The following is an 18,721-nucleotide window of genomic DNA, read 5'->3' on the forward strand; positions in this document are numbered from 1 at the left end:
GCCGCATTCGCCCGACCCGCGAACCTCGCATCCGCGCCGCTACGCGACGTCGCCACGCCGCGTCGCGGCCGTCTCGAGCAGCGCGCGGACTTCGTTCAGCAGCGCCGCCTGCGAGTAGCTGCCCTTGCGCAGCACCCGATGCACGCCCGCGTGCAGGAACTCGGACTCGCTCGCGGTCAGCTCGCAGGCGGTGATGACGATGACGGGGATGTCGCGCCAATCCGGCTCGGCGCGCATCGTCTGGATCACCTCGAAGCCGTCGACCTCGGGCATCATCAGGTCGAGCAGCACCACGTCGGGCACGGCGCTGCGGAGGGCGCCGATCGCCTCGCGGCCGTTGGCGGCCTCGCGCACCGACCACTGGGCCCGCTCGGCCAGCCGGCGCAGCAGCTCGCGGATGTCGGGCTCGTCGTCGACCACCAGCACCGACGCCGGCAGGCTCGGCTTGCGGTAGCGGGCCAGAGTGGCCAGCAGGCGGTCGCGGTCGATCGGCTTGAGCAAGTAGTCCGAGGCGCCGAGCGAGAAGCCGACGTCGCGGTCGCTGACGATCGTCATCACCACCACCGGCACCTCGGCGAGCTCCGGGTCGCGCTTGAGCGCGGTGAGCACCGCCCAGCCGTCCATGCCCGGCATGATCACGTCGAGCGTGATCACGTCGGGTGAGACCTCGCGGGCCAGCCGCAGCGCCTCGGCGCCGCTGCGCGCCCCGATCACGCGGTAGCCCTCGCGCGCGAGGAAGCGGGCCATCAGCTCCTGGACCACCGCCTCGTCGTCGACCACAAGCACCGTCGACGCGCCCTCGGGCGGCGGGCCGACCTCGGCCAGCTCGCTCCATTCGTCGGGCCGCTCGAACACCGCGGGCACGAACCGGCGGGCCGGCAGCGTCACCGTGAAGCTCGAGCCCTGCCCCAGCACGCTCTCGACCGTGATGTCGCCGCCGAGCATGCGACAGAAGCGGCGCGTGATCGCCAGGCCGAGGCCGGTGCCGCCGAAGCGCCGCGTGGTCGAGTCGTCGGCCTGGGTGAAGGGTTCGAACAGCGCGCCGATCTTGTCGGGGGGGATGCCGATGCCGGTGTCGCGGACGACGACGCGGAGCTCGTCGAGCCCCGCGTCGACGTCGACCGTGCGCACCGCCTGCAGGTCGATCCGGCCGCGGCTGGTGAACTTGGCCGCGTTGCTGAGGAGGTTGTAGAGGATCTGCCGCAGCCAGGTGCGGTCGGTCTGCAGCACGCCGACGCCGGGGTCGACGTCGAGGACGAACGCGCTGCCGTTCTTGTGGGCCAGCGGTGCCAGCGCGACGGTCACCTCGGCGGCCAGCTCGGCGAACACCACCGGCTCGATGTGCGCGTCCATCTTGCCGGCCTCGATCTTCGACAGGTCGAGGATGTCGCTGATGACGGACAGCAGGTGCGTCGCGGCCCCGTGGATCTTCGCCAGGTCGCGCACCACCTCGCGCTCGCCCGCCGCCGACGCGTCGTCTTGCAGCAGCTCGGTGTAGCCGATGATCGCGTTGAGCGGCGTCCGCAGCTCGTGGCTCATGTTGGCCAGGAACGTGCTCTTGGCCCGGCTGGCCTCGAGCGCGCGGTCGCGGGCGGACGACAGCTCCTCGTTGAGCCGCTGCAGCTCCAGCTCGCGCTGCTTGCGGGTCGAGATCTCGACGTGCAGCTCGGCGGTGCGGGCGTGCAGGCCCTCGATGAGCTCGCCGAGCTGGGCCACCATCGCGTTGAAGGCCCGCGTCAGCTCGCCGATCTCGTCGTGGGAGCCCTCGTCGGCGCGCGCGGTCAGGTCGCCGCCGCGCATCCGCGTCACCGCGGCGGTGAGCCCGAGGATCGGCCGCGACAGCACGCTGCCGACCCCGAACGCCACGCCGGTGACCAGCGCGGCGATCAACATGGCGATCAGCGTCGCGTCGCGGTCGCGCGCGGCGATCGGCGCCAGCAGGGTCGCAGTCTCGATCGTCGCGGCGACCTGGAGGCCGCCCGGCCCCGGCGGTCGCAGCTGGATCTGCAGGTCGTCGGGCTGCTCGCGCGCGCTGGCCACCGAGCGGGTCGCCGCGTCGGCCCCGGCCCGCAGCAGCGGCTCGCCGTCGGCCCCGAACACCAGCACGCCGACATCCTCGCCGACCACCGCCGCGACCTCGCCGAGGGCCTCGCCCAGGGCCCCGGTGGCGTAGCGGACCCGCAGCGTCGCCGCCCGCGTGCCGTCGCGCGCGAGCACCGGCGTCGCTACCTCGACCGCGTCGGCGCCCAGCCACGCCTGCACGCCGTCACCGGGCTCGAAGCGGGCCGGGCCGACGTCGCCGGCAGACGCCCACACCTCGCCGTCGCCGCCCACCAGCGCCGCGCCGACAGCCGGGCTGAACTCGCGCCCCACGAGCGCGGCCACGGCCGCCTCCGCGCGACCACGGCCGTCCGCATCCGCACCCGCGGTCACGAGGTCGGCCTGGCGGGCGTCGCTGGCCGCGAGCGCGCGCGCGTCGGCGAGCGCGTCGTCGACCAGCTCGGCCGCCGCGGTCGCCACGTGCCCCAGCTGCGCCGCGGTGCGGGCCTCGAGGTCCTCGCGCATCCCCATCCCGCCGAGGCCGACGTGCAGCCCGACCCCGCCGAGCGCCACGAACAGGAACGCGACCTGCAGCTTGGTGGTCAGCGGGTACTGCTCGAAGTCGCGGACGACGAGCAGGAACAGGCCGACCATCCCGGCCGACGTCATGATGTACAGCCACGTCTGGAACAGCGGGAAGACGGCCTGGAACGGCGGCGCCATCGCGTCGGCGGCGATCAGCGCGATGCCGATCAGCGTGACCGCCAGCATCGTCCGGTTGACCTCGCGGAAGGACAGCACCCCGGGGGCCAGCGCCAGCGCCGTGATGAAGCCGGTGAGCGCCAGGCTGCCCGCGGTCCCGGCCATGAGCATCGAGCACACGATGACCGCGACGGTCATCACACGAATGGCAATGCGGACGGCGCCCTCGAGATCCCCCGCCCGCGCGCGAGGAATCACCACACGCGCGTACGCGGTGACCAGGCTCAGCAGCACCGCGATGATGCCGTCGAGCTGCCACACGTGGGCGAGGAAGATCGTGATGCCCGTGTTGCCGACGGCCGCGACCAGGCAGGCGACCACGAGCACCTGGGCGCTCTGCACGATCCGTCGCTGCAGCTCCTCGGCGCGCGGCGCCGTCATGGCGCGGAGGGTATGATCATTCATGTCGAGGCATCCGACATGCCGGCACAGGGGCGCGGGGCGGACCCCTCTTGCCCCCTGTGCCCACATTCACCCCAGCACGCGTGAATGTCGCGGCGAGAGACCGACGAATTGTCTTGGCGGCGGCGCCGCCGGCTTGGTACGGTGATCCGGCGGTATTGCGGCCGGAACGCGCGAGTTTCCGGCACCAGGCGCTCGTCTGCGTCGGCGCCGACCCGCGCGGCCGTGACGAATGATCGGAGGGACGGAGTGATGACAGATCGCAAGCGGACGTGGACGCGCAAGATTGCAGCGGTAGCGACAGTGGCGGCGGCGGCGACGGGTCTCCTGGGGAGCACCTCTGCCGAAGCCGGATTGCTGTCACCCAGCATCACGATCGAGAAGCGTGTCGACTTCGTGGTCACGCTGTCCGATGACCAGGACTACACGGTCGCCGGGCATTTGTCCATGAAGCTCGGTGGCGCGTGCGGGCTGCTCGAGCCCAGGACACTGCAGGTGCTCCTGCACGGGGGGACATACGACCACGAGTACTGGGACGGCCCACAGATCAACGGCGAGCGTTACTCATACGCCGACTACATGACCGAGCGTTGCTACGCGGTCCTCGCTCTCGACATGCTCGGAGCCGGCGCGTCGAGCGCTCCGCCCGGCGATCTCGCCGACCTCGCGGAGAGCGCCAGCGCTCTGGACCAGGTCCTCGCGCAAGTGCGCTCCGTCGGCCCCTGTTGGGACCCGGTGTTCGACAAGATCGCCCTCGTCGGTCACTCGATGGGCACCATCACCTCGGTCTACACTCTCGGCAGCTACGGCCCCGTCGCCGACGCGCTGGTGGCGACCGGCTGGGCCCACGCCCCGCGCATCATCCCCATCGATCCCGCGGCCTTCGCCGAGCCACTGCAGCAGCCCTACGTGGTCATCCCGCCGCCGGTCCGCGAGCTGCTGTTCTACTACCCGCCGACCTCCGACCCGGACGTGATCGACTACGACAATGCCAACATGGTGTCGGGCCTGCCGCGCGGGCTGATGCTCGACGTCCTCGACATGATGACGGCCCTCGCCATCGGCGACCCGGAGGGCATCAACGGCCTCTCGCTCGTCGACCAGGTCGAGGTCCCCGTGCTGTCGCAGCTCGGCCAGTACGACATCCTCGCCTCCGCCGACGTCGCCGCCGCGGAGGCCGCCTTCTACAGCAGCTCGCCCGACGTCACCGTCGAGGTCCTGCCCGACATCGGCCACGACCTCAACCTCCACCTCAACCGCGAGGCCGGCTGGGCCCAGATCGACGCCTGGCTCAGAGCGACGCTCGGCGACTAGGCCGCGCGCGGCGAGCCGCCCGGCGAATCACGCGCGTGAACTTCGATCGCAGCGCGCGCGCCGGGCGGCGGGCCTATGTACATAGGCGTCTTCAGCGCGACTTCGGCACCGCGTAGCGCAGCTCGACCATCCCGCGCGGGAAGCGGGTCACCGCGGTGAGCTCGAGCGTCCCGGGCAGCGCCGCGGGCAGCAGCGGCGCGCCGGCGCCGAGCACCACCGGGATCACGCCGAGCCAGATCTCGTCGAGCAAGTCGCGGCGGGCGAACTGCGCCACCAGGTTGCCGCCGCCGACCAGCCAGATGTGCTTGCCCCCGGCGGCGCCGACCATCTGCTCGTGGACAGCGCCGACGTCGTCGGCGGTGAAGCGGATGTCGGCGCCGGCGAAGCCGGGCAGCTCGCGGTGGGTGAACACCCAGGTCGGGATCCCGATGTACGGCCACGCCGCGAGCTTCTCGCCGAGGATGAACTCGTAGGTCGCCGCGCCCATCGCCAGCGCGCCGACCCCGGCGAGGAAGGCCTTGTAGTGGGCCTCGACGCCCTCCACGTCGTTGAACTGAAACAGCCATTGCAGGTCGCCGGCCGCGTCGGCGATGAAGCCGTCGAGGCTGGCCGCCACGAAGTATTGGGTTCGGATCATGCGTCGAGGCTGACAGCAGACCCTGACAGGACCTGTCAGCAATTTTCCGGCATGATGCGCGCATGCGGTCGAGCCGGCTCCTCGCGTTGCTCCTCGTGCTCCAGCGGCGCCAGCGGGCCACCGCGGCGGAGCTCGCCGAGGCGCTCGAGGTCTCGGTACGCACCCTCTACCGCGACGTCGCCGCGCTGGTGGCCGCCGGCTTCCCGCTGTGGACCGAGCCGGGCCCGCACGGCGGCATCCGCCTGGTCGAGGGCTGGCGCACGCGGCTCGACGGCCTCACGGCCGAGGAGGCGAGCGCGCTGTTCCTGTCGGGCGCCCCGCAGGCGGTCGCCGACCTCGGCCTCGGCGCGGTCGCCCTGTCGGCGCGCGCCAAGGTCGACGCCACCCTGCCCGCGGAGCTGCGCGACCGCGCCGGGCGGATCCGCCAGCGCTTCCTGCTCGACGCGCCGGCGTGGTTCGCCAGGCCCGAGCCGCTCGCCGCGCTGCCCGCAGTCGCCACCGCGGTGTGGGAGGGCCGCAAGCTCGAGCTGCGCCACGGCGGCCGCCCGCACAGCCGCCGCGTCGACCCGCTCGGGCTCGTGCTCAAGGCCGGCACCTGGTACCTGATCGCGCGCTCGCGCGGCGATGTCCGCACCTACCGCGTCGGCCGCATCGACCACGCCGAGCCGCTCGCCGAGACCTTCGCGCGGCCCGACGACTTCGACCTCGCGGCGTGGTGGGCCGCGTCGTCGGCCGCGTTCGACCAGTCGCTGCTCGTCTATCGCTGCCGCGTCCGCCTGTCGCCCTACGCCCAGAAGTCGCTCCCGCGGGTGGTCCCGCACGACGCAGTCCGCCGCATGCTCGCCGAGGCCGGCCCGCCCGACGCCGAGGGCTGGCGCGCGCTCGACCTGCTGCTCGAGAGCGAGGAGGTCGCCGCCGACCAGCTCACCGGCTTAGGCGGCGGCGTCGAGGTGCTGGAGCCGCCGGAGCTGCGCCAGCGCATGCACCTCGTCGGCCTCGAGATGGCCCGCCGCAACGCGCTGCCCTGCGCCTGACGCGGCGCGCTTCGCTGCGCCGACGTGCGAGCGCGCGGGCGGCTTGATACCCTCGCCGCCCTTCGGGAGGTCAGCACGCATGAAGAATTTCGACATCGATCAGGCGACCGCGGGACAGACTGCGCGGGCCGTCGCCGACGGCACGATCACGGCGCTCGCGGCCTGCGAGGCGGCGATCGCCCGCATCGAGGCGCGGGACGGATCGATCCACGCGGTGGTGGTCCGCGACTTCGATCGGGCGCGCGCGACGGCGCGGGCGTTCGACGCCGCGGGCGCGGCGAAGCAGGGCCTGCCGCTCGCCGGCGTGCCGATGACGGTCAAGGAGTCCAACGACGTCGCCGGGCTGCCGACCACATGGGGCTTCGCCGACTTCGCGCAGCGGCCGATCGAGGCCGACTCGGTCGCGGTGGCGCGGCTCAAGGCGGCCGGCGCGATCATCCTCGGCAAGACCAATGTGCCGGTCGGCCTCGGCGACTGGCAGGCAGTCAATCCGGTCTACGGGCGCACCCTCCACCCCCGCGATCCCTCGCGCACGCCGGGCGGCTCGTCGGGCGGCGCCGCGGCGGCGCTGGCCGCCGGCATGGTGCCGCTCGAGCTCGGGTCCGACATCGGCGGATCGATCCGCGTGCCCGCGCACCTGTGCGGCGTGTTCGGCCACAAGCCGACCTACGGCCTCGTATCGATGGCCGGGCACGCGTTCCCGGGCACCGACGGGGCCGAGCCCGAGCTCGCGGTGGTCGGACCGCTGGCGCGCAGCGCCGCCGACCTCGCCCTCGCGCTCGCTGCGATCGCCGGGCCGGACCACGATTCGGCGTACCGCCTGGCCTTGCCGCCGCCGCGCCGTCGCACCCTCGCGGAGCACCGGGTGCTCGTGCTCGACACGCACCCGGCCGCGGGCACCGACGCCGGCGTGCGCGAGCCGATCGGCGCGCTCGCCGAGGCGCTCGCCCGCGCCGGCGCCACGGTGCTGCGCCACCACGACGCGCTGCCCGACCTCGGCCAGGCGCACGGCCACTTCCGCGACATGCTCCTGACCATCCTGTCGCGCGGGGCCCCGAACGCCGCGCCGATCGACGCGCACGCCTGGATGGCGCTCAAGGACGCCCAGGTGCGGCTGGTCCGGCGCTGGCGGGCGCTGTTCACCGCCGTCGACGTCGTGCTCACCCCGCCGTTCGGCGTCGCCGCGTTCCCCCACGACGACCGGCCGGACTGGGCGACGCGCCGGCTCGTCATCGACGGGGCCGAGGCGCCGTACGGCCCGCAGATGGCGTGGCCGGGCGTCGCCACCTTCCCCGGCTTGCCGGCCACCGCGGTCCCGCTGGGCCTCACGCGCGAGGGCCTGCCGACCGGCGCGCAGGTGATCGGCGACTTGTTCGCCGACCTGACGACGATCGCCTTCGCGGGCCTGCTCGAGCAAGCGGGCCTCGCCGCGGTGCCGCGCTGATTGTGCATATGTCCCGCGGGACATCTCATTAAAAGATAAAAAAACATGACGGCGACGTTCGCCCCGACGAACCCCGAGTTCGCGGGGCGCGCCTGATTCACGTTCGGCGCCGCGAGCGCCCGCTCGATTCGCGGCGCGCCCTCCGCTGTAGCCCTCGGTACGTCACGATGACTGCGAGAGCAGCGCCGGCGAATCATGTTCTGCGAGGCGAGGCCGCAATGCGCAGCGGCCGCCCCGCCTCGACGAGAATCACCGGTATGATGGATCGCCCTTGGACTTCAGAAATGGGGTCCATCGGCCTCGCCTCCCGCGTACGAGGTCTCGGTCGCGGCCTGTGACAGGATTGGTGCGCGGGTGTGGCCAATGTCGAAAAGGACGACGTTATGTTTGTTCCGCCCGATTCATGCCCCGCGAGCTGCGCACCTACACCCGGGGCGGCGGTGGCAGGCCATGCCTTTGTGCTCGCGACGAAAATTGTCTCTACCTTTAAGGGTGCCGCTGTGTATAATCATAGTCAGCGCTGAAGCCAGCGCCGCCACCGCCGCCTCGCGCGGCGCCTGGACGTTCATTGCACAAACTCTCACGGCCCATCCGGGCCTGGCGCTCCGGGGGAGCAGGAGGACGGGATGACGCGGTCGAGCGATTCTCTCATCGATGCTGCCTGGTGTTCGCCCTCCGACCGCGCCGAGGACGACGACATCCACGGCGCTCTGGCGGCGATCGAGGCGGTGCTGCTGGCCAGCGGCTTGCTCTCCGACGCGGCGGTGACCGTCCACGAGGGCGCCCACGGCGACAAGATCCTCGTCGCCCACCTGGTGCCGTGCGCCCCCGCCGATTTCCGCCCGGACGCGTTGCTCGAGCGGCTGCGCGACAAGCTGCCCGGCTGCCCGATCCCCTCGCGCTTCGTCCTCCTCGACGCCTTGCCGCAGGGCCCGGGCGGCGAGGTCGACCGCGACGCCCTCGTCGACGGCCAGCCGCAGTCGGGCGTGTTCAGCTCGGCGCCGCTCATCGCCGCCACCTACGACCCGCTCACGGCCCAGCTGGCGGCGCTGTGGGCCGAGACCCTCGGGGTCGCGGTGGTGCTGCCGGACGACGATTTCTTCGACCTCGGCGGTGACTCCTCGCGGGCCGCCCACCTGGTGCTGCGAATCGCCGACGCCTATCGCGTGCAGTTCCCCGTCCACGCGCTCTACGAGGCCCGCACGCTGCGCGCCTGCGCGATGGTGGTCCAGCGGGCGCAGCTCGGCGAAGAGGCCCTGAGCGGCACGGGGCCGGAGCACTGGCTGACCGACTCGTGCCTGCCGGCGGACCTCCTGACCCTGATCGACGGCACTGCAGCGCGCGAGCGCCCGCCCGCCGACGCGTGGCGCTCCGGCGAAGTGTTCCTCACCGGCGCGACCGGCTTCCTCGGGTCCTTCCTGCTGCGCGAGCTGCTCATCTCGACCACCGCCCGCGTGCATTGTCTGGTGCGCACGACCAACCGCCAGGTCGGCCTGCTCCGCCTGCGCCAGGCGCTCAGCCGCTACGGCCTGTGGCAAGAATCCTTCGCGCGGCGGATCCACGTCGTCCCCGGCGACCTCGGGCGGCCGCGCTTCGGGCTCGACGCCCCCAGCTTCGAAGCGCTGGCCTACACGATCGACGCGGTGTTCCACGCCGGCGATCACCTCAACTTCGTCGAGCCATACCTGAGCCACCGGGCGACCAACGTCGGCGGCACCGCCGACGTGCTCCGCCTCGCGGCCACCGGCGTGCCGAAGCCGGTCCATCACGTGTCGTCGATCCGCGTGTTCGGCCCGAGCGGGTTCTTCGGCGGCGCCCCGCGGGTCCACGAGAGCGACGACCTCGACGACTATTTGCAGTACCTGTCGTTCGACCTCGGTTACGCGGCGAGCAAGTGGGTCGCAGAGGCCATGGTGTGGGAGGCCGCGCGCGCCGGGCTGCCGGTGACGGTGTACCGCCCCGGCTTCCTCGCGGGCCATAGCCGGTCCGGGGCCGGCAACCCCGAGGACTTCATCGGCCGCCTGGTCCGCGGGGCGATCCAGATCGGGGCATTCCCCGACCTGCCGCGCCAGCGCATGGAGCTCGTGCCGGTGGACTACGTCAGCCAGGCGATCTTGCATATCGCCAGCCAGGCCGATCAGCAGAATCGCGCCCACCACCTGGTGCCGCCCGACCCGGGGCTGTCGATCGACATGAACGATTTTTTCTCGATGATCGCCAGCTTCGGCTACCGCCTGTCGCGCCTGCCCTACCGTCAATGGCTCGAGCACACGCTCCGCGACTGTCACACCCGCGACAATCCCGTGTGCCCCCTGCTGCCGATGCTGTCCGAGCGGGTGTACAAGGGTGAGTTCACCCGCTGGGAGCTCCACGAGGACACGCCGACCTACGATACGTCCAATGCCCTGGCAGCGCTGGCCGGCAGCGACCTCGAGTTCCCGGTGATCGATCGCCTGCTGATGGCGAAGTACCTCCGCCGCTGGCTCGCCGCCGATCGCCTGCCCTCGGTCCGCGCCGCCGCCGCGGCCCGCTGAGCGCAAAGACGCCGTCGGCGATCAGGCCTCGACCTCGACCCCGCGCGCCCGCAGCGAGCGGAGAATCGCGGCAGTCTGCCGGTGCCGCGCCCCGCCCTCGCGCCAGAGGATCGTGACTTTGACGAGATCCGGCAATCGGCGGAGCGGCGACAGATCGACGCTGCGACTGCAGCTCAGGTCGAGGCTGCGCAGCGCCGGGCACTGCTCGAGGCCGGACAGGTCGCCAATTTTAAAATCGTCCTCCTCGCCGCTCCACTGCGGGAAGATCCACCGCGAGAGGTGCTCGTCGGGCCAGGTCAGCGCCTCGACGCGCGCCAGCACGGCCGCGGGCAGCTCGACGGCGAGGAGCGCGTCCACGACGTCATGGTTGACCGCGTAGATGCTGCGCTCGGCGTCGGGGTCATCCCAGTCGGCCTCGTCCTCCTCGCGGGCGACTGGCAGGCGCTCCTCGTCCAGCTGCGGGATCAGGCGGGCAGCGAGCAGGCCGGAGAGCACCGCGAGCTGGAGGTTGGAGTCGGCGAACAACCGGGGCGCAGCGACCTGCTCGCGCTCGACAGGAGACACAGGAGAAACGCTCGGCGAACTACCAGACGGCTGGCCCCGCTCGCGCGCGGCCATGGCGAGGAAGCTGCGGATCTGCCACACCACGTCGAGGCCGAGCTGCTCGCACTTGTCCAGGCTGGCGATCTCCTGCGCGATCGCGGGGTGGGAATCCCCGCGCCACGATTCGTACCGCGCCCGCTCCTCGGCCGTCAGGACCTCCTTCGGCCGCCTCTGCGACGCCTCGATGCGGTCGGCCACTGCCCCTGCCTGTTCGAGCAGCCGACGCGCCGGCGAATCGACCGGCAGCGCCTCGATCGCCGCGCGCCCGTCCTCCACGCTGACGCGCTCGCCGTCGAGCTCCGACGACAGCCACTTCCAGCCGCCGAGGTTGCGCGACGCCTGGGCCCGCAGCGCGGAGCCGTGGACCGGGTCGTCGAACATCGCGTACGCGCCGAGCTTGCGCTCGCGTGCGCCGACGCGCTCGGCGATCCAGACGTCGAAGCTCGGGTGCGACAGCGAGACCGTCGTCATGAAGTCGGCAGAGACCTCGAGGATCGGGAACTCGCCCTTTTCATCGGCGACGCCGAGGTAGAGCGCCACGAGCGTGCCGTCCTCCTCGAGCAGCGGCACCACGTCTCCGGGCAGCAGCGTGGCCAGAGTGTTCCAGGCCTTGCTGCGGCGCGGCTTCCACTCGCTTACGAATTCGCGGAAGGGCCGCGCGACGAGCTGGGCCTTGCGACCGCGCCCGAGCACGCCCACGTAGCGCCCGTCGCACTCGAGCCAGCGGCGAAACGACGGCGGCAGCGGCCGACCCCCCGGCAGGCTCAACGTCGCCAGCGCTGCCGCAGGTACGGGCGCCGGCCCTGCACCGGCGAAGCGCTGGCGGGCGTCCCACGGCCAACCATGCTGCGCGACCCACGCGATGGCCTGCTCGACGAGCGGCAGCTCGCTCGCACCTGTCGGCTTGCTGGCGCCTCGCCTCGGCATGTCAGCGACCACGCTCGCAGGAATCGCCGCGAAATTCCACTTTGACGGCCCCGGCCAGCAGCGAACGGCGCGAGCCCGCAGGCGCGGACGCCTGCGGCCATCGCCTCGATCGCAAAGCACGACGAGTCCCTCACGACATGTCCCAAAGGCCACATCATCGCCGAGCGCGCCCCGGGCCGTACATCCCCCCCCGCGCCCACGAACAGTGGTAGCCTCGGGCCGTGAACCCGAGAACCTCGCGCTCTCTCCTCGCCCTCGCGCTCACGGGCTGCGCCGGCGACGACCCGAACACCGCCACTGCCGGCCCCGACGGCCTCGCGCCCGACTGGCGGCTCGTCGACGTCAACCCGAACTCGGCGACGCACGAGCAGCCGCGCGGCCCGAGCGACTACGCCGGGTCGGTGTCCGGCTGGTACTTCGCCCACGCGACTTGAGGTTACTGCCGTAGCCAGTTCGGCTACCTGAACGACCTGCAGACCGAGCTCGACGGCGAGTACCCCGACCTGCGCATCGCTTTGCTCGGCGTCAACGGCGTCGGCTACGAGTCCGGCCTGCCGCAGATCGTCGCCGGTCGGATCATCCCGCTGTTGCAGGACACCGCCGACGTCGACGCCTGGGCCCAGTGGGAGGTCACCTACCGCGACGTCGTCATCCTCGACCGCGACGGCGCGCCCGTCGGCGTGTTCAACCTGACCGAGCACGACCTGTCGCAGATGGGCGAATACGAGGCCCTCAAGGGCATGCTGCTCGACTTCGCCATGATGTGAGCCGCGCGGCGATCCCCTAACTCGTCGGCACCCCGCCGCCGTAGATCGCCGCCAGCCAGATCGCCAGCAGCACGTCCACCACCTGCGACTCGTCGATCGTCGGCGCGTGGCCGGCGAAGCCGGCGTGCAGCACTCGCTCGTTCATCCAGTTCAGCGCCACCGCCAGGTCGCGCGCCGGCACGCCGCTGCGGGCCGCCCCGCGCGCTCGCTCGCCCTCGATGGCCGCCGCGGTCTCCTCCACCAGCCCCGTCATCACCTGCGACCACAGCGCGCGGACCTCCGGGTTCGTCACCCGCGCGTCCGCGGCCGCCACGCTGACCGCCCGGTGGGCGCGGAAGATCCGGTAGTACGTCTCGATCGCCGCTCGCCACGCGCGGGCCGGATCGCCGGCCGCGCTCGCCAGCGCCGCGTCGCGTTCGGCTCGCGCCTGCTCGACCATCTTGTCGAGCAGCGACAGCAGCACCGCGTCCTTCGACGGGAAGTAGAAATAGAACGTCGGCCGCGAGATGCCTGCGCCGCGGGCGATGTCGTCGATCGAGATCTCCGGCAGCGCGCGCCGCTCGAGCAGCGCCTCGAAGCTGGCCAGGATCGCCTGCTCGCGGTCGTCGCCGCTCGGGCGACGGGCCCGGCGGGCGCGCGTGGGCCGGTCCTTGCCCTCGGTCATGGCCGGCCTCGCACCGCCGCGGTCAGCCGGCGACCGAGCGCCACTGCGGCGCGCTGATACGCCACCGGGAACGCGCGCACCAGCACGTCGACCACCCGCGCGTCGTTGCCGACCAGCACGCGCGGCTGGTCGCGCGCCACCCCTTCGAGGATCGTCTCGGCCGCCAGGTCGGGGCTGAGCTTCAGCAACTTCTCGTTGTACACGCGCTCGCGGACCTCATCCTCGCCGGTCACCGCGAGCCCGGCCGCCCGGGCCCGCGCGAGCGCGGCGCTGGCGATGTTGGTCTTCACGCCGCCAGGATGCACGACCGTGACGCGCACCGGCGACTTCGCCGCCAGCATCTCGATCCGCAGCGACTCCGTGAACCCGCGCACCGCGAACTTCGTGGTGCAGTAGTGGCTCATCTGGCCCTGCGCCATGAAGCCGTTGAGGCTCGAGATGTTGACCACGTGCCCGTCGCCCGACGCGATCAGGTGCGGCAAGAATTCCTTCGTGCCGTGGATGACGCCCCACAGGTTGACCGCGAACACCCGCTCGTAATCCTCGTAGCTCGAGTCGAGCACCGACCGCGAGAACGCGATCCCGGCGTTGTTGTACAGCTGGTGCACGACCCCGAAGCGGCCCGCCACCGCGGTCGCGTACGCCTTCACCGCCTCGCGGTCGGCGACGTCGAGCTTCGCCGCGTCGACCTCGGCCCCGAGAGTGCGCGCCACCCGGGCGGTCTCTGCCAGGCCGACCTCGTCGACGTCCGACAGCGCCAGCCGGGCCCCGCGCCGCGCCAGCCCCAGCGCCAGCGCGCGCCCGATCCCCGACCCCGCCCCCGTCACCGCCGCCACTTTCCCGTGAAACGTGCTCATGGCCGCAATTTGACCCGATCTGCGCTGCCAGTCAACACTGTGTTGACACACTCGACATGGTGTTGAACAATCCCTCGCACATGACGCCCGAACACCTCGACGTGCTCATCATCGGCGCTGGCCTGTCCGGCATCGGCGCCGCCTTCCACTTGCAGCACGGGTGTCCTGGCAAGCGCTTCGCCCTGCTCGAGGGGCGGGCCGACCTCGGCGGCACCTGGGATCTGTTCCGTTACCCCGGCGTGCGCAGCGACTCCGACATGCACACTCTCGGCTACAGCTTCCGCCCGTGGAACGAGGCGCGGGCGATCGCCGACGGCCCCTCGATCTTGCGCTACCTGCGGGACACCGCGACCGCCTACGGCATCGATCGCAAGATCCGCTTCCATCACCGCGTCGTCGCTGCGCGTTACTCCTCCGCCGACGCGCGCTGGACCGTCGACGTCGTCCGCGGCGACACCGGCGAGGCGCTGCAGCTCACCTGCGACTTCCTGCTCGGCTGCACCGGCTACTACCGCTACGACGAGGGCTACACCCCGAAATTCGCCGGCGCCGAGCGCTTCGGCGGCCGCATCGTCCACCCGCAGCACTGGCCGGCCGACCTCGACTACGCCGGCAAGCAGGTCGTCGTCATCGGCAGCGGCGCGACCGCGGTCACGTTGATCCCGGCCATGGCCGAGACCGCCGGCCACGTGACGATGCTGCAGCGCTCGCCGACGTGGATCTCCAGCCTGCCGACGAAGGACCCCGTCGCCCACACCCTGCGGCGCTGGCTGCCCGAGGCCGCCGCCGCCGCCGCGGTGCGGTGGAAGAACATCCTGTTCCAGCTCGGCATCTATCAGACCTCGCGCCGGCGCCCGCAGGTCATCAAGCGCCTCCTGCGGCGGGCGCTCGAGCGCCAGCTCCCCGCCGGTTACGACATCGACACTCACTTCACCCCGCGCTACGACCCGTGGGACCAGCGGCTCTGCCTCGCGCCCGACGGCGACTTTTTCAAAGCCATCCGCCGCGGCAAGGCCTCGGTGGTCACCGACGAGATCGAGACCTTCACCGAGACGGGCCTGCGCCTCAAGTCGGGGACCGACCTCCCGGCCGACGTCATCGTCACCGCCACCGGCCTCAACCTGCTGCTGTTCGGCGGGATCCGCATGTTCGTCGACGACGAGGAGGTCCCGATCTCCGCCCGCAAGACCTACAAGGGCCTGATGCTCGAGGGCGTGCCCAACTTCGCCTTCGCGATCGGCTACACCAACGCCTCCTGGACCCTCAAGGCCGACCTGACCGGCGAGTACGTCTGCCGCTTGATCAAACACATGGACGCCCGCGGCCACCGCCAGTGCGTGCCGATCAACGACGACTCGAGCATGAGCGAGCGGCCGCTGCTCGACTTCGGCGCCGGCTACGTGCTCCGCTCGCTGGCGACGCTGCCGAAGCAGGGCTCGCGGGCGCCGTGGCGCCTGCGGATGAACTACCCGTCCGACCTCGTCGCCCTGCGCCTCGGGCCCGTCACCGACAGGGCGATGCGCTTCTCGAGCCCGCCGCGCGCGAGCGCCTGAGCCGCGAGCGCCGACGCGGTCCGCGGAGGAGGCCTCCGGGGGGCGCGGACACGGCCGCGCGGCGCGGCGAGCTCATGGGCGACGAGGGGGCTTCCCGGACTCGCCGCTCGCGGCGCATCATGTCCCCGGACGCCGCATGAAAGCCACGATCCACCGCACCTGGACCTCACTCCTCCCGGAGGCCGACGCGCATCCTTATCGCACCGGCGCCTGGCGGCCCCAGTTGAACGAGTGGGACGCCGACGACCTCGACGTCGTCGCCGGCGCCATCCCGGACGACCTCGCCGGCCTCTACGTGCGCAACACCGAGAACCCGCTGGTCCCCGCGTTCGAGCGCTACCACCCGTTCGACGGCGACGGCATGCTGCACGCCATCCGCTTCGCCGGCGGCCGCGCTCGCTACCGCAACCGCGTCGTCCCGACCCGCGCCCTCGCCCAGGAGCTCGCCGCCGGCGGCCCGCAGTACGCCGGCATCGCCGAGGACCCGCGCCTGTCGCGGCACCCCGGCTGGGGCGCGCGCGGCGGCATGAAGGACGCCTCGAGCACCGATGTGATCGTCCACCGCGGCCGCGTCCTCTCGACGCATTACCAGTGCGGTGACGCCTACGCCTTCGACGCCGAGACCATGGAGCCGCTCGGCCCCGAATCGTGGGTCCCGCAGGACACCGGCATCTCGGCCCACCCGAAGGTCTGCGCGCGCACCGGCGAGCTGCACTACTTCCGCTACGGCAAGGCCGCGCCCTACTTGCATTACGGCGTCGTCGATGCCCGCGGCGAGCGCGTCCACGACGTGGCGATCCCGCTGCCCGGCCCGCGCCTGCCGCACGACATGGCCCTGTCGGAGCGCTTCGTCGTGTTCAACGACTTCCCGATCTTCTGGGACCCCGCGCTCCTGCCCCGCGGGATCCACCGCCCGCGCTACGACCCGTCGCTGCCCTCGCGCTTCGCGGTGCTGCCGCGGCGCGGCCGGACCGACGAGGTGCGGTGGTTCGAGGCCGCCGCCACCTACGTCCTCCACTTCACCAACGCCTTCGAGGACGGCGACGAGCTCGTGCTCGACGGCTACGCCCAGCGCGACCCGATGCCGCGCCCGCAGCCCGAGCTGCACGGCGAATACGCCTGGCTCATGCGCCAGGTCGACCTCGCCAGCCTGCGGCCGTCGCTGCGCCGCTGGCGGATGAACCTCGCCACCGGCGCCTGCCGCGAAGAGGACCTCTCGCCGACCCTGACCGAGTTCCCGACCATCGACCCGCGCGCCGCCGGCGTGCGTCACCGCCACGTGTGGTCGATGACCGGCAAGCCGGGGTGGTTCTTGTTCGACGGCATCCTGCACACCGACCTCGGCACCGGCCGCGAGCGCCACTTCGGCTTCGACCCCGGCGTCTACGCCAGCGAGGTCGCGGTCGTCCCCCGCCCCGGCGGCGCCGGCGAGGGCGACGCCTGGATCGTCACCTTCGTCAGCGACACCGTCCACGACCTCTCGGAGTGCCAGATCTTCGCCGCCCACGACGTCGCCGCCGGCCCGATCGCCCGCGTCCGCCTGCCCGAGCGGATCGCCAGCGGCACGCACGCGACGTGGAGCCATGCATGACCCTTGGGACAGGTCATCCGTCGCCGCGAACGAAACTGCGAGGCCCGCCTGCCTCCCATGAATGGATCAGCGCCCCTGCGCCGTCGCCCGGCGCAGCCGCGGCGGCCACGGGGCGACGCGTGACGCGGCCATCAACACCCGCGCCAGGCGGCCGCGCGACGGCAGCGGCTGCACCAGCCTCTGTGGGTGACCCGCGTCGGCCCCCACCAGCTCGGCCGCGCGCCAGCCCGACGCCGCGGCGCTCTCCATCGACGACGGCAGGCCGGTGCGCGTCCAGTCGCCCGCCAGCAGCAGCCCCTCCACGGGAGAGCGCGCAGGCGGCCTGCGGGCCTCGAAGCCGGGCAACGGGGCCTGCACCGCCAGCGGGATGCGGTGCACCGTCGCGTGGCGCAGCGTCGCCGCCCTGGCCGCGGGCAGGTTCTCCATCAATTCCTCGCGGGTCCGCTCGACGATCGCCGCGTCGCTCCAGTGGGCCACGCGCGCGGCGTCGATGATGTTGCTGCCGACGAGCGACGGCCGCGCGCCCCAGTCGGGATAGATGTTGGCGTAATCATAAAAGTCGCAGTTCAGATCGTCCGGGTGATAGGAGCGGGCCCAGAACTGCCGGGCGGTGATTCGCCGGTCGAACCACAAGTACACGCTGATGTACGGCACCGGCGAGAACCACCGCAATGAGTCGAGCCCCGCCCGCGCCTGCCACGATTCGGGCAGCAGCGGCGCCAGGTCGCCCGGCGGCAACGTGCTGACCACGTGACGCGCGCGGAGGATCCGTCCGTCGGCGAGGCGGACCCCGGTCGCCCGCGCCTCGGTGCCGAGGATCTCCGCCGCGGTCGTGCCCGTCCACACCGGGTGGCCCGCCGCCTCGAGCGCCGCCCGGGCCCCGGGCGCGAACAGGTCGCCCAGGCCGACGCCGGGGAAGCCGACCCGCACCGCGTCGCGGGTGATCGCGTGATGAAAGGTGCGGAGCAGCGAGCCGGCCGAGACGCGCTCGAGCGTCGTGTTCAGGATCGACATCGCCGAGAACTGCCAGTAGCGGCGCTGCATGGCCGGTCGCACCCCGAGGGCGTCCAGCGCGGCGCCGCCGTCGAGGCCGTCGAGCCGGAGCACCTCCTGCTCGTCGAGCCCGAGGGCCACCCGGGCCGGCGCGCCGTTCGAGGCCAGGTCGAGCAGGCCGAGCGCAGGGTCGGCGCGCAGGGTCGCCAGCATCTGCACCGGCGGCGGCAGCGACGAGCGGCGCAGCTCGATCGCCCGGGCCCCGTCGAACATGGTGTAGAGCAGCGACTCGGGCTCCCACACCACCCGGTCCGCCGTGCCCAGCCGCTCCAGCAGGCGGAAGAAATTCGGGTAGCAGTCGGTGACGATGTGCGGCCCGACGTGCACCGGATCGCCGGTGGTCGGGTCGGTCCAGCTGCGCGCGCGGCCGCCGAGCAGCTCGTCGCGCTCGACCACCGCGAGGCGCAGGCCGGCGTCGAGCAGGCCGACCGCGCAGGTCAAGCCCGCGATGCCGCCGCCGAGGATCACCACATCGAACTCGAGCGTCGAAGACACCGGCGCCAAGCCTCGCACCGCCCCCCGCACCCGTCAAACCGACC

Annotated in this window: 14 protein-coding genes; 8 read left to right on the forward strand and 6 right to left on the reverse strand. The window is 72.3% G+C overall.

All coding sequences use genetic code 11. The features are described 5' to 3' along the window. Nucleotides 1–39 precede the first annotated feature (39 nt). Nucleotides 40–3,183: a response regulator gene (locus tag OV090_RS10065; RefSeq protein ID WP_267703361.1), complete on the reverse strand. Its 3,144-nt coding sequence runs from the start codon at nt 3,181–3,183 to the stop codon at nt 40–42. Nucleotides 3,184–3,456: 273 nt separating this feature from the next. Here OV090_RS10065 and OV090_RS10070 point away from each other — a divergent pair, with 273 nt between their 5' ends. Beyond that, a complete protein-coding gene (locus OV090_RS10070) occupies nt 3,457–4,518 on the forward strand; it encodes an alpha/beta fold hydrolase (RefSeq protein WP_267703362.1) in 1,062 nt (353 codons plus the stop codon). Nucleotides 4,519–4,609: 91 nt separating this feature from the next. Here OV090_RS10070 and OV090_RS10075 read toward each other — a convergent pair whose 3' ends face one another. After that, entirely contained in the window at nt 4,610–5,155 is a 546-nt protein-coding gene (locus OV090_RS10075; protein WP_267703363.1) for a dihydrofolate reductase family protein, read from the reverse strand. A gap of 62 nt (nt 5,156–5,217) precedes the next feature. On the opposite strand from OV090_RS10075, the gene OV090_RS10080 reads away from it, so the two are divergent. The 3 genes from OV090_RS10080 to OV090_RS10090 all read left to right on the forward strand — a co-directional run bounded on the left by OV090_RS10080 (nt 5,218) and on the right by OV090_RS10090 (nt 10,167). After that, complete coding sequence (locus OV090_RS10080; protein WP_267703364.1) at nt 5,218–6,189, forward strand: WYL domain-containing protein; 972 nt, start codon at nt 5,218–5,220, stop codon at nt 6,187–6,189. A gap of 79 nt (nt 6,190–6,268) precedes the next feature. After that, on the forward strand, nt 6,269–7,633 hold the full coding sequence (locus OV090_RS10085; RefSeq protein ID WP_267703365.1) for an amidase family protein: 1,365 nt from the start codon (nt 6,269–6,271) through the stop codon (nt 7,631–7,633). Nucleotides 7,634–8,259: 626 nt separating this feature from the next. Beyond that, on the forward strand, nt 8,260–10,167 hold the full coding sequence (locus OV090_RS10090; protein ID WP_267703366.1) for a thioester reductase domain-containing protein: 1,908 nt from the start codon (nt 8,260–8,262) through the stop codon (nt 10,165–10,167). A gap of 21 nt (nt 10,168–10,188) precedes the next feature. Here OV090_RS10090 and OV090_RS10095 read toward each other — a convergent pair whose 3' ends face one another. After that, entirely contained in the window at nt 10,189–11,697 is a 1,509-nt protein-coding gene (locus OV090_RS10095) for a hypothetical protein (RefSeq protein ID WP_267703367.1), read from the reverse strand. Between the two features lie 221 nt (nt 11,698–11,918). Here OV090_RS10095 and OV090_RS10100 point away from each other — a divergent pair, with 221 nt between their 5' ends. Continuing rightward, a complete protein-coding gene (locus OV090_RS10100; protein ID WP_267703368.1) occupies nt 11,919–12,131 on the forward strand; it encodes a hypothetical protein in 213 nt (70 codons plus the stop codon). Between the two features lie 81 nt (nt 12,132–12,212). Further along, nucleotides 12,213–12,464: a hypothetical protein gene (locus OV090_RS10105; RefSeq protein ID WP_267703369.1), complete on the forward strand. Its 252-nt coding sequence runs from the start codon at nt 12,213–12,215 to the stop codon at nt 12,462–12,464. A gap of 16 nt (nt 12,465–12,480) precedes the next feature. Here OV090_RS10105 and OV090_RS10110 read toward each other — a convergent pair whose 3' ends face one another. Together OV090_RS10110 and OV090_RS10115 are read right to left on the reverse strand one after the other, a co-directional pair. After that, nucleotides 12,481–13,128: a TetR/AcrR family transcriptional regulator gene (locus tag OV090_RS10110; protein ID WP_267703370.1), complete on the reverse strand. Its 648-nt coding sequence runs from the start codon at nt 13,126–13,128 to the stop codon at nt 12,481–12,483. Then, complete coding sequence (locus tag OV090_RS10115) at nt 13,125–13,985, reverse strand: SDR family NAD(P)-dependent oxidoreductase (RefSeq protein WP_267703371.1); 861 nt, start codon at nt 13,983–13,985, stop codon at nt 13,125–13,127. Before OV090_RS10115 ends, OV090_RS10110 begins: the two co-directional genes overlap by 4 nt. 80 nt (nt 13,986–14,065) lie before the next feature. Between OV090_RS10115 and OV090_RS10120 the strand changes: the two genes are divergently transcribed. Both OV090_RS10120 and OV090_RS10125 read left to right on the forward strand, forming a co-directional pair. Further along, nucleotides 14,066–15,538 carry an NAD(P)/FAD-dependent oxidoreductase gene (locus OV090_RS10120; protein WP_267703372.1) on the forward strand — a complete coding sequence of 491 codons (1,473 nt, stop codon included), beginning with the start codon at nt 14,066–14,068 and terminating at the stop codon, nt 15,536–15,538. 136 nt (nt 15,539–15,674) lie between these two features. Further along, nucleotides 15,675–17,129: a carotenoid oxygenase family protein gene (locus OV090_RS10125; RefSeq protein WP_267703373.1), complete on the forward strand. Its 1,455-nt coding sequence runs from the start codon at nt 15,675–15,677 to the stop codon at nt 17,127–17,129. Between the two features lie 66 nt (nt 17,130–17,195). On the opposite strand, the gene OV090_RS10130 is transcribed toward OV090_RS10125, so the two are convergent. Beyond that, nucleotides 17,196–18,677, reverse strand: a complete 1,482-nt coding sequence (locus OV090_RS10130; protein ID WP_267703374.1) for an FAD-dependent oxidoreductase — start codon at nt 18,675–18,677, stop codon at nt 17,196–17,198. Between the last annotated feature and the right edge of the window lie 44 nt (nt 18,678–18,721).

The organism is Nannocystis sp. RBIL2 (assembly GCF_026626745.1).
Lineage (GTDB): Bacteria > Myxococcota_A > Polyangia > Nannocystales > Nannocystaceae > Nannocystis.

Bases quoted from the DNA above. Each gene is read 5' to 3' on its own strand.
- OV090_RS10070 (WP_267703362.1), top strand. From the start codon at position 3,457: ATGACAGATCGCAAGCGGACGTGGACGCGCAAGATTGCAGCGGTAGCG.
- OV090_RS10065 (WP_267703361.1), bottom strand. From the start codon at position 3,183: ATGACGGCGCCGCGCGCCGAGGAGCTGCAGCGACGGATCGTGCAGAGC.
- OV090_RS10075 (WP_267703363.1), bottom strand. From the start codon at position 5,155: ATGATCCGAACCCAATACTTCGTGGCGGCCAGCCTCGACGGCTTCATC.
- OV090_RS10110 (WP_267703370.1), bottom strand. From the start codon at position 13,128: ATGACCGAGGGCAAGGACCGGCCCACGCGCGCCCGCCGGGCCCGTCGC.
- OV090_RS10080 (WP_267703364.1), top strand. From the start codon at position 5,218: ATGCGGTCGAGCCGGCTCCTCGCGTTGCTCCTCGTGCTCCAGCGGCGC.
- OV090_RS10095 (WP_267703367.1), bottom strand. From the start codon at position 11,697: ATGCCGAGGCGAGGCGCCAGCAAGCCGACAGGTGCGAGCGAGCTGCCG.
- OV090_RS10115 (WP_267703371.1), bottom strand. From the start codon at position 13,985: ATGAGCACGTTTCACGGGAAAGTGGCGGCGGTGACGGGGGCGGGGTCG.
- OV090_RS10090 (WP_267703366.1), top strand. From the start codon at position 8,260: ATGACGCGGTCGAGCGATTCTCTCATCGATGCTGCCTGGTGTTCGCCC.
- OV090_RS10120 (WP_267703372.1), top strand. From the start codon at position 14,066: ATGACGCCCGAACACCTCGACGTGCTCATCATCGGCGCTGGCCTGTCC.
- OV090_RS10125 (WP_267703373.1), top strand. From the start codon at position 15,675: ATGAAAGCCACGATCCACCGCACCTGGACCTCACTCCTCCCGGAGGCC.
- OV090_RS10085 (WP_267703365.1), top strand. From the start codon at position 6,269: ATGAAGAATTTCGACATCGATCAGGCGACCGCGGGACAGACTGCGCGG.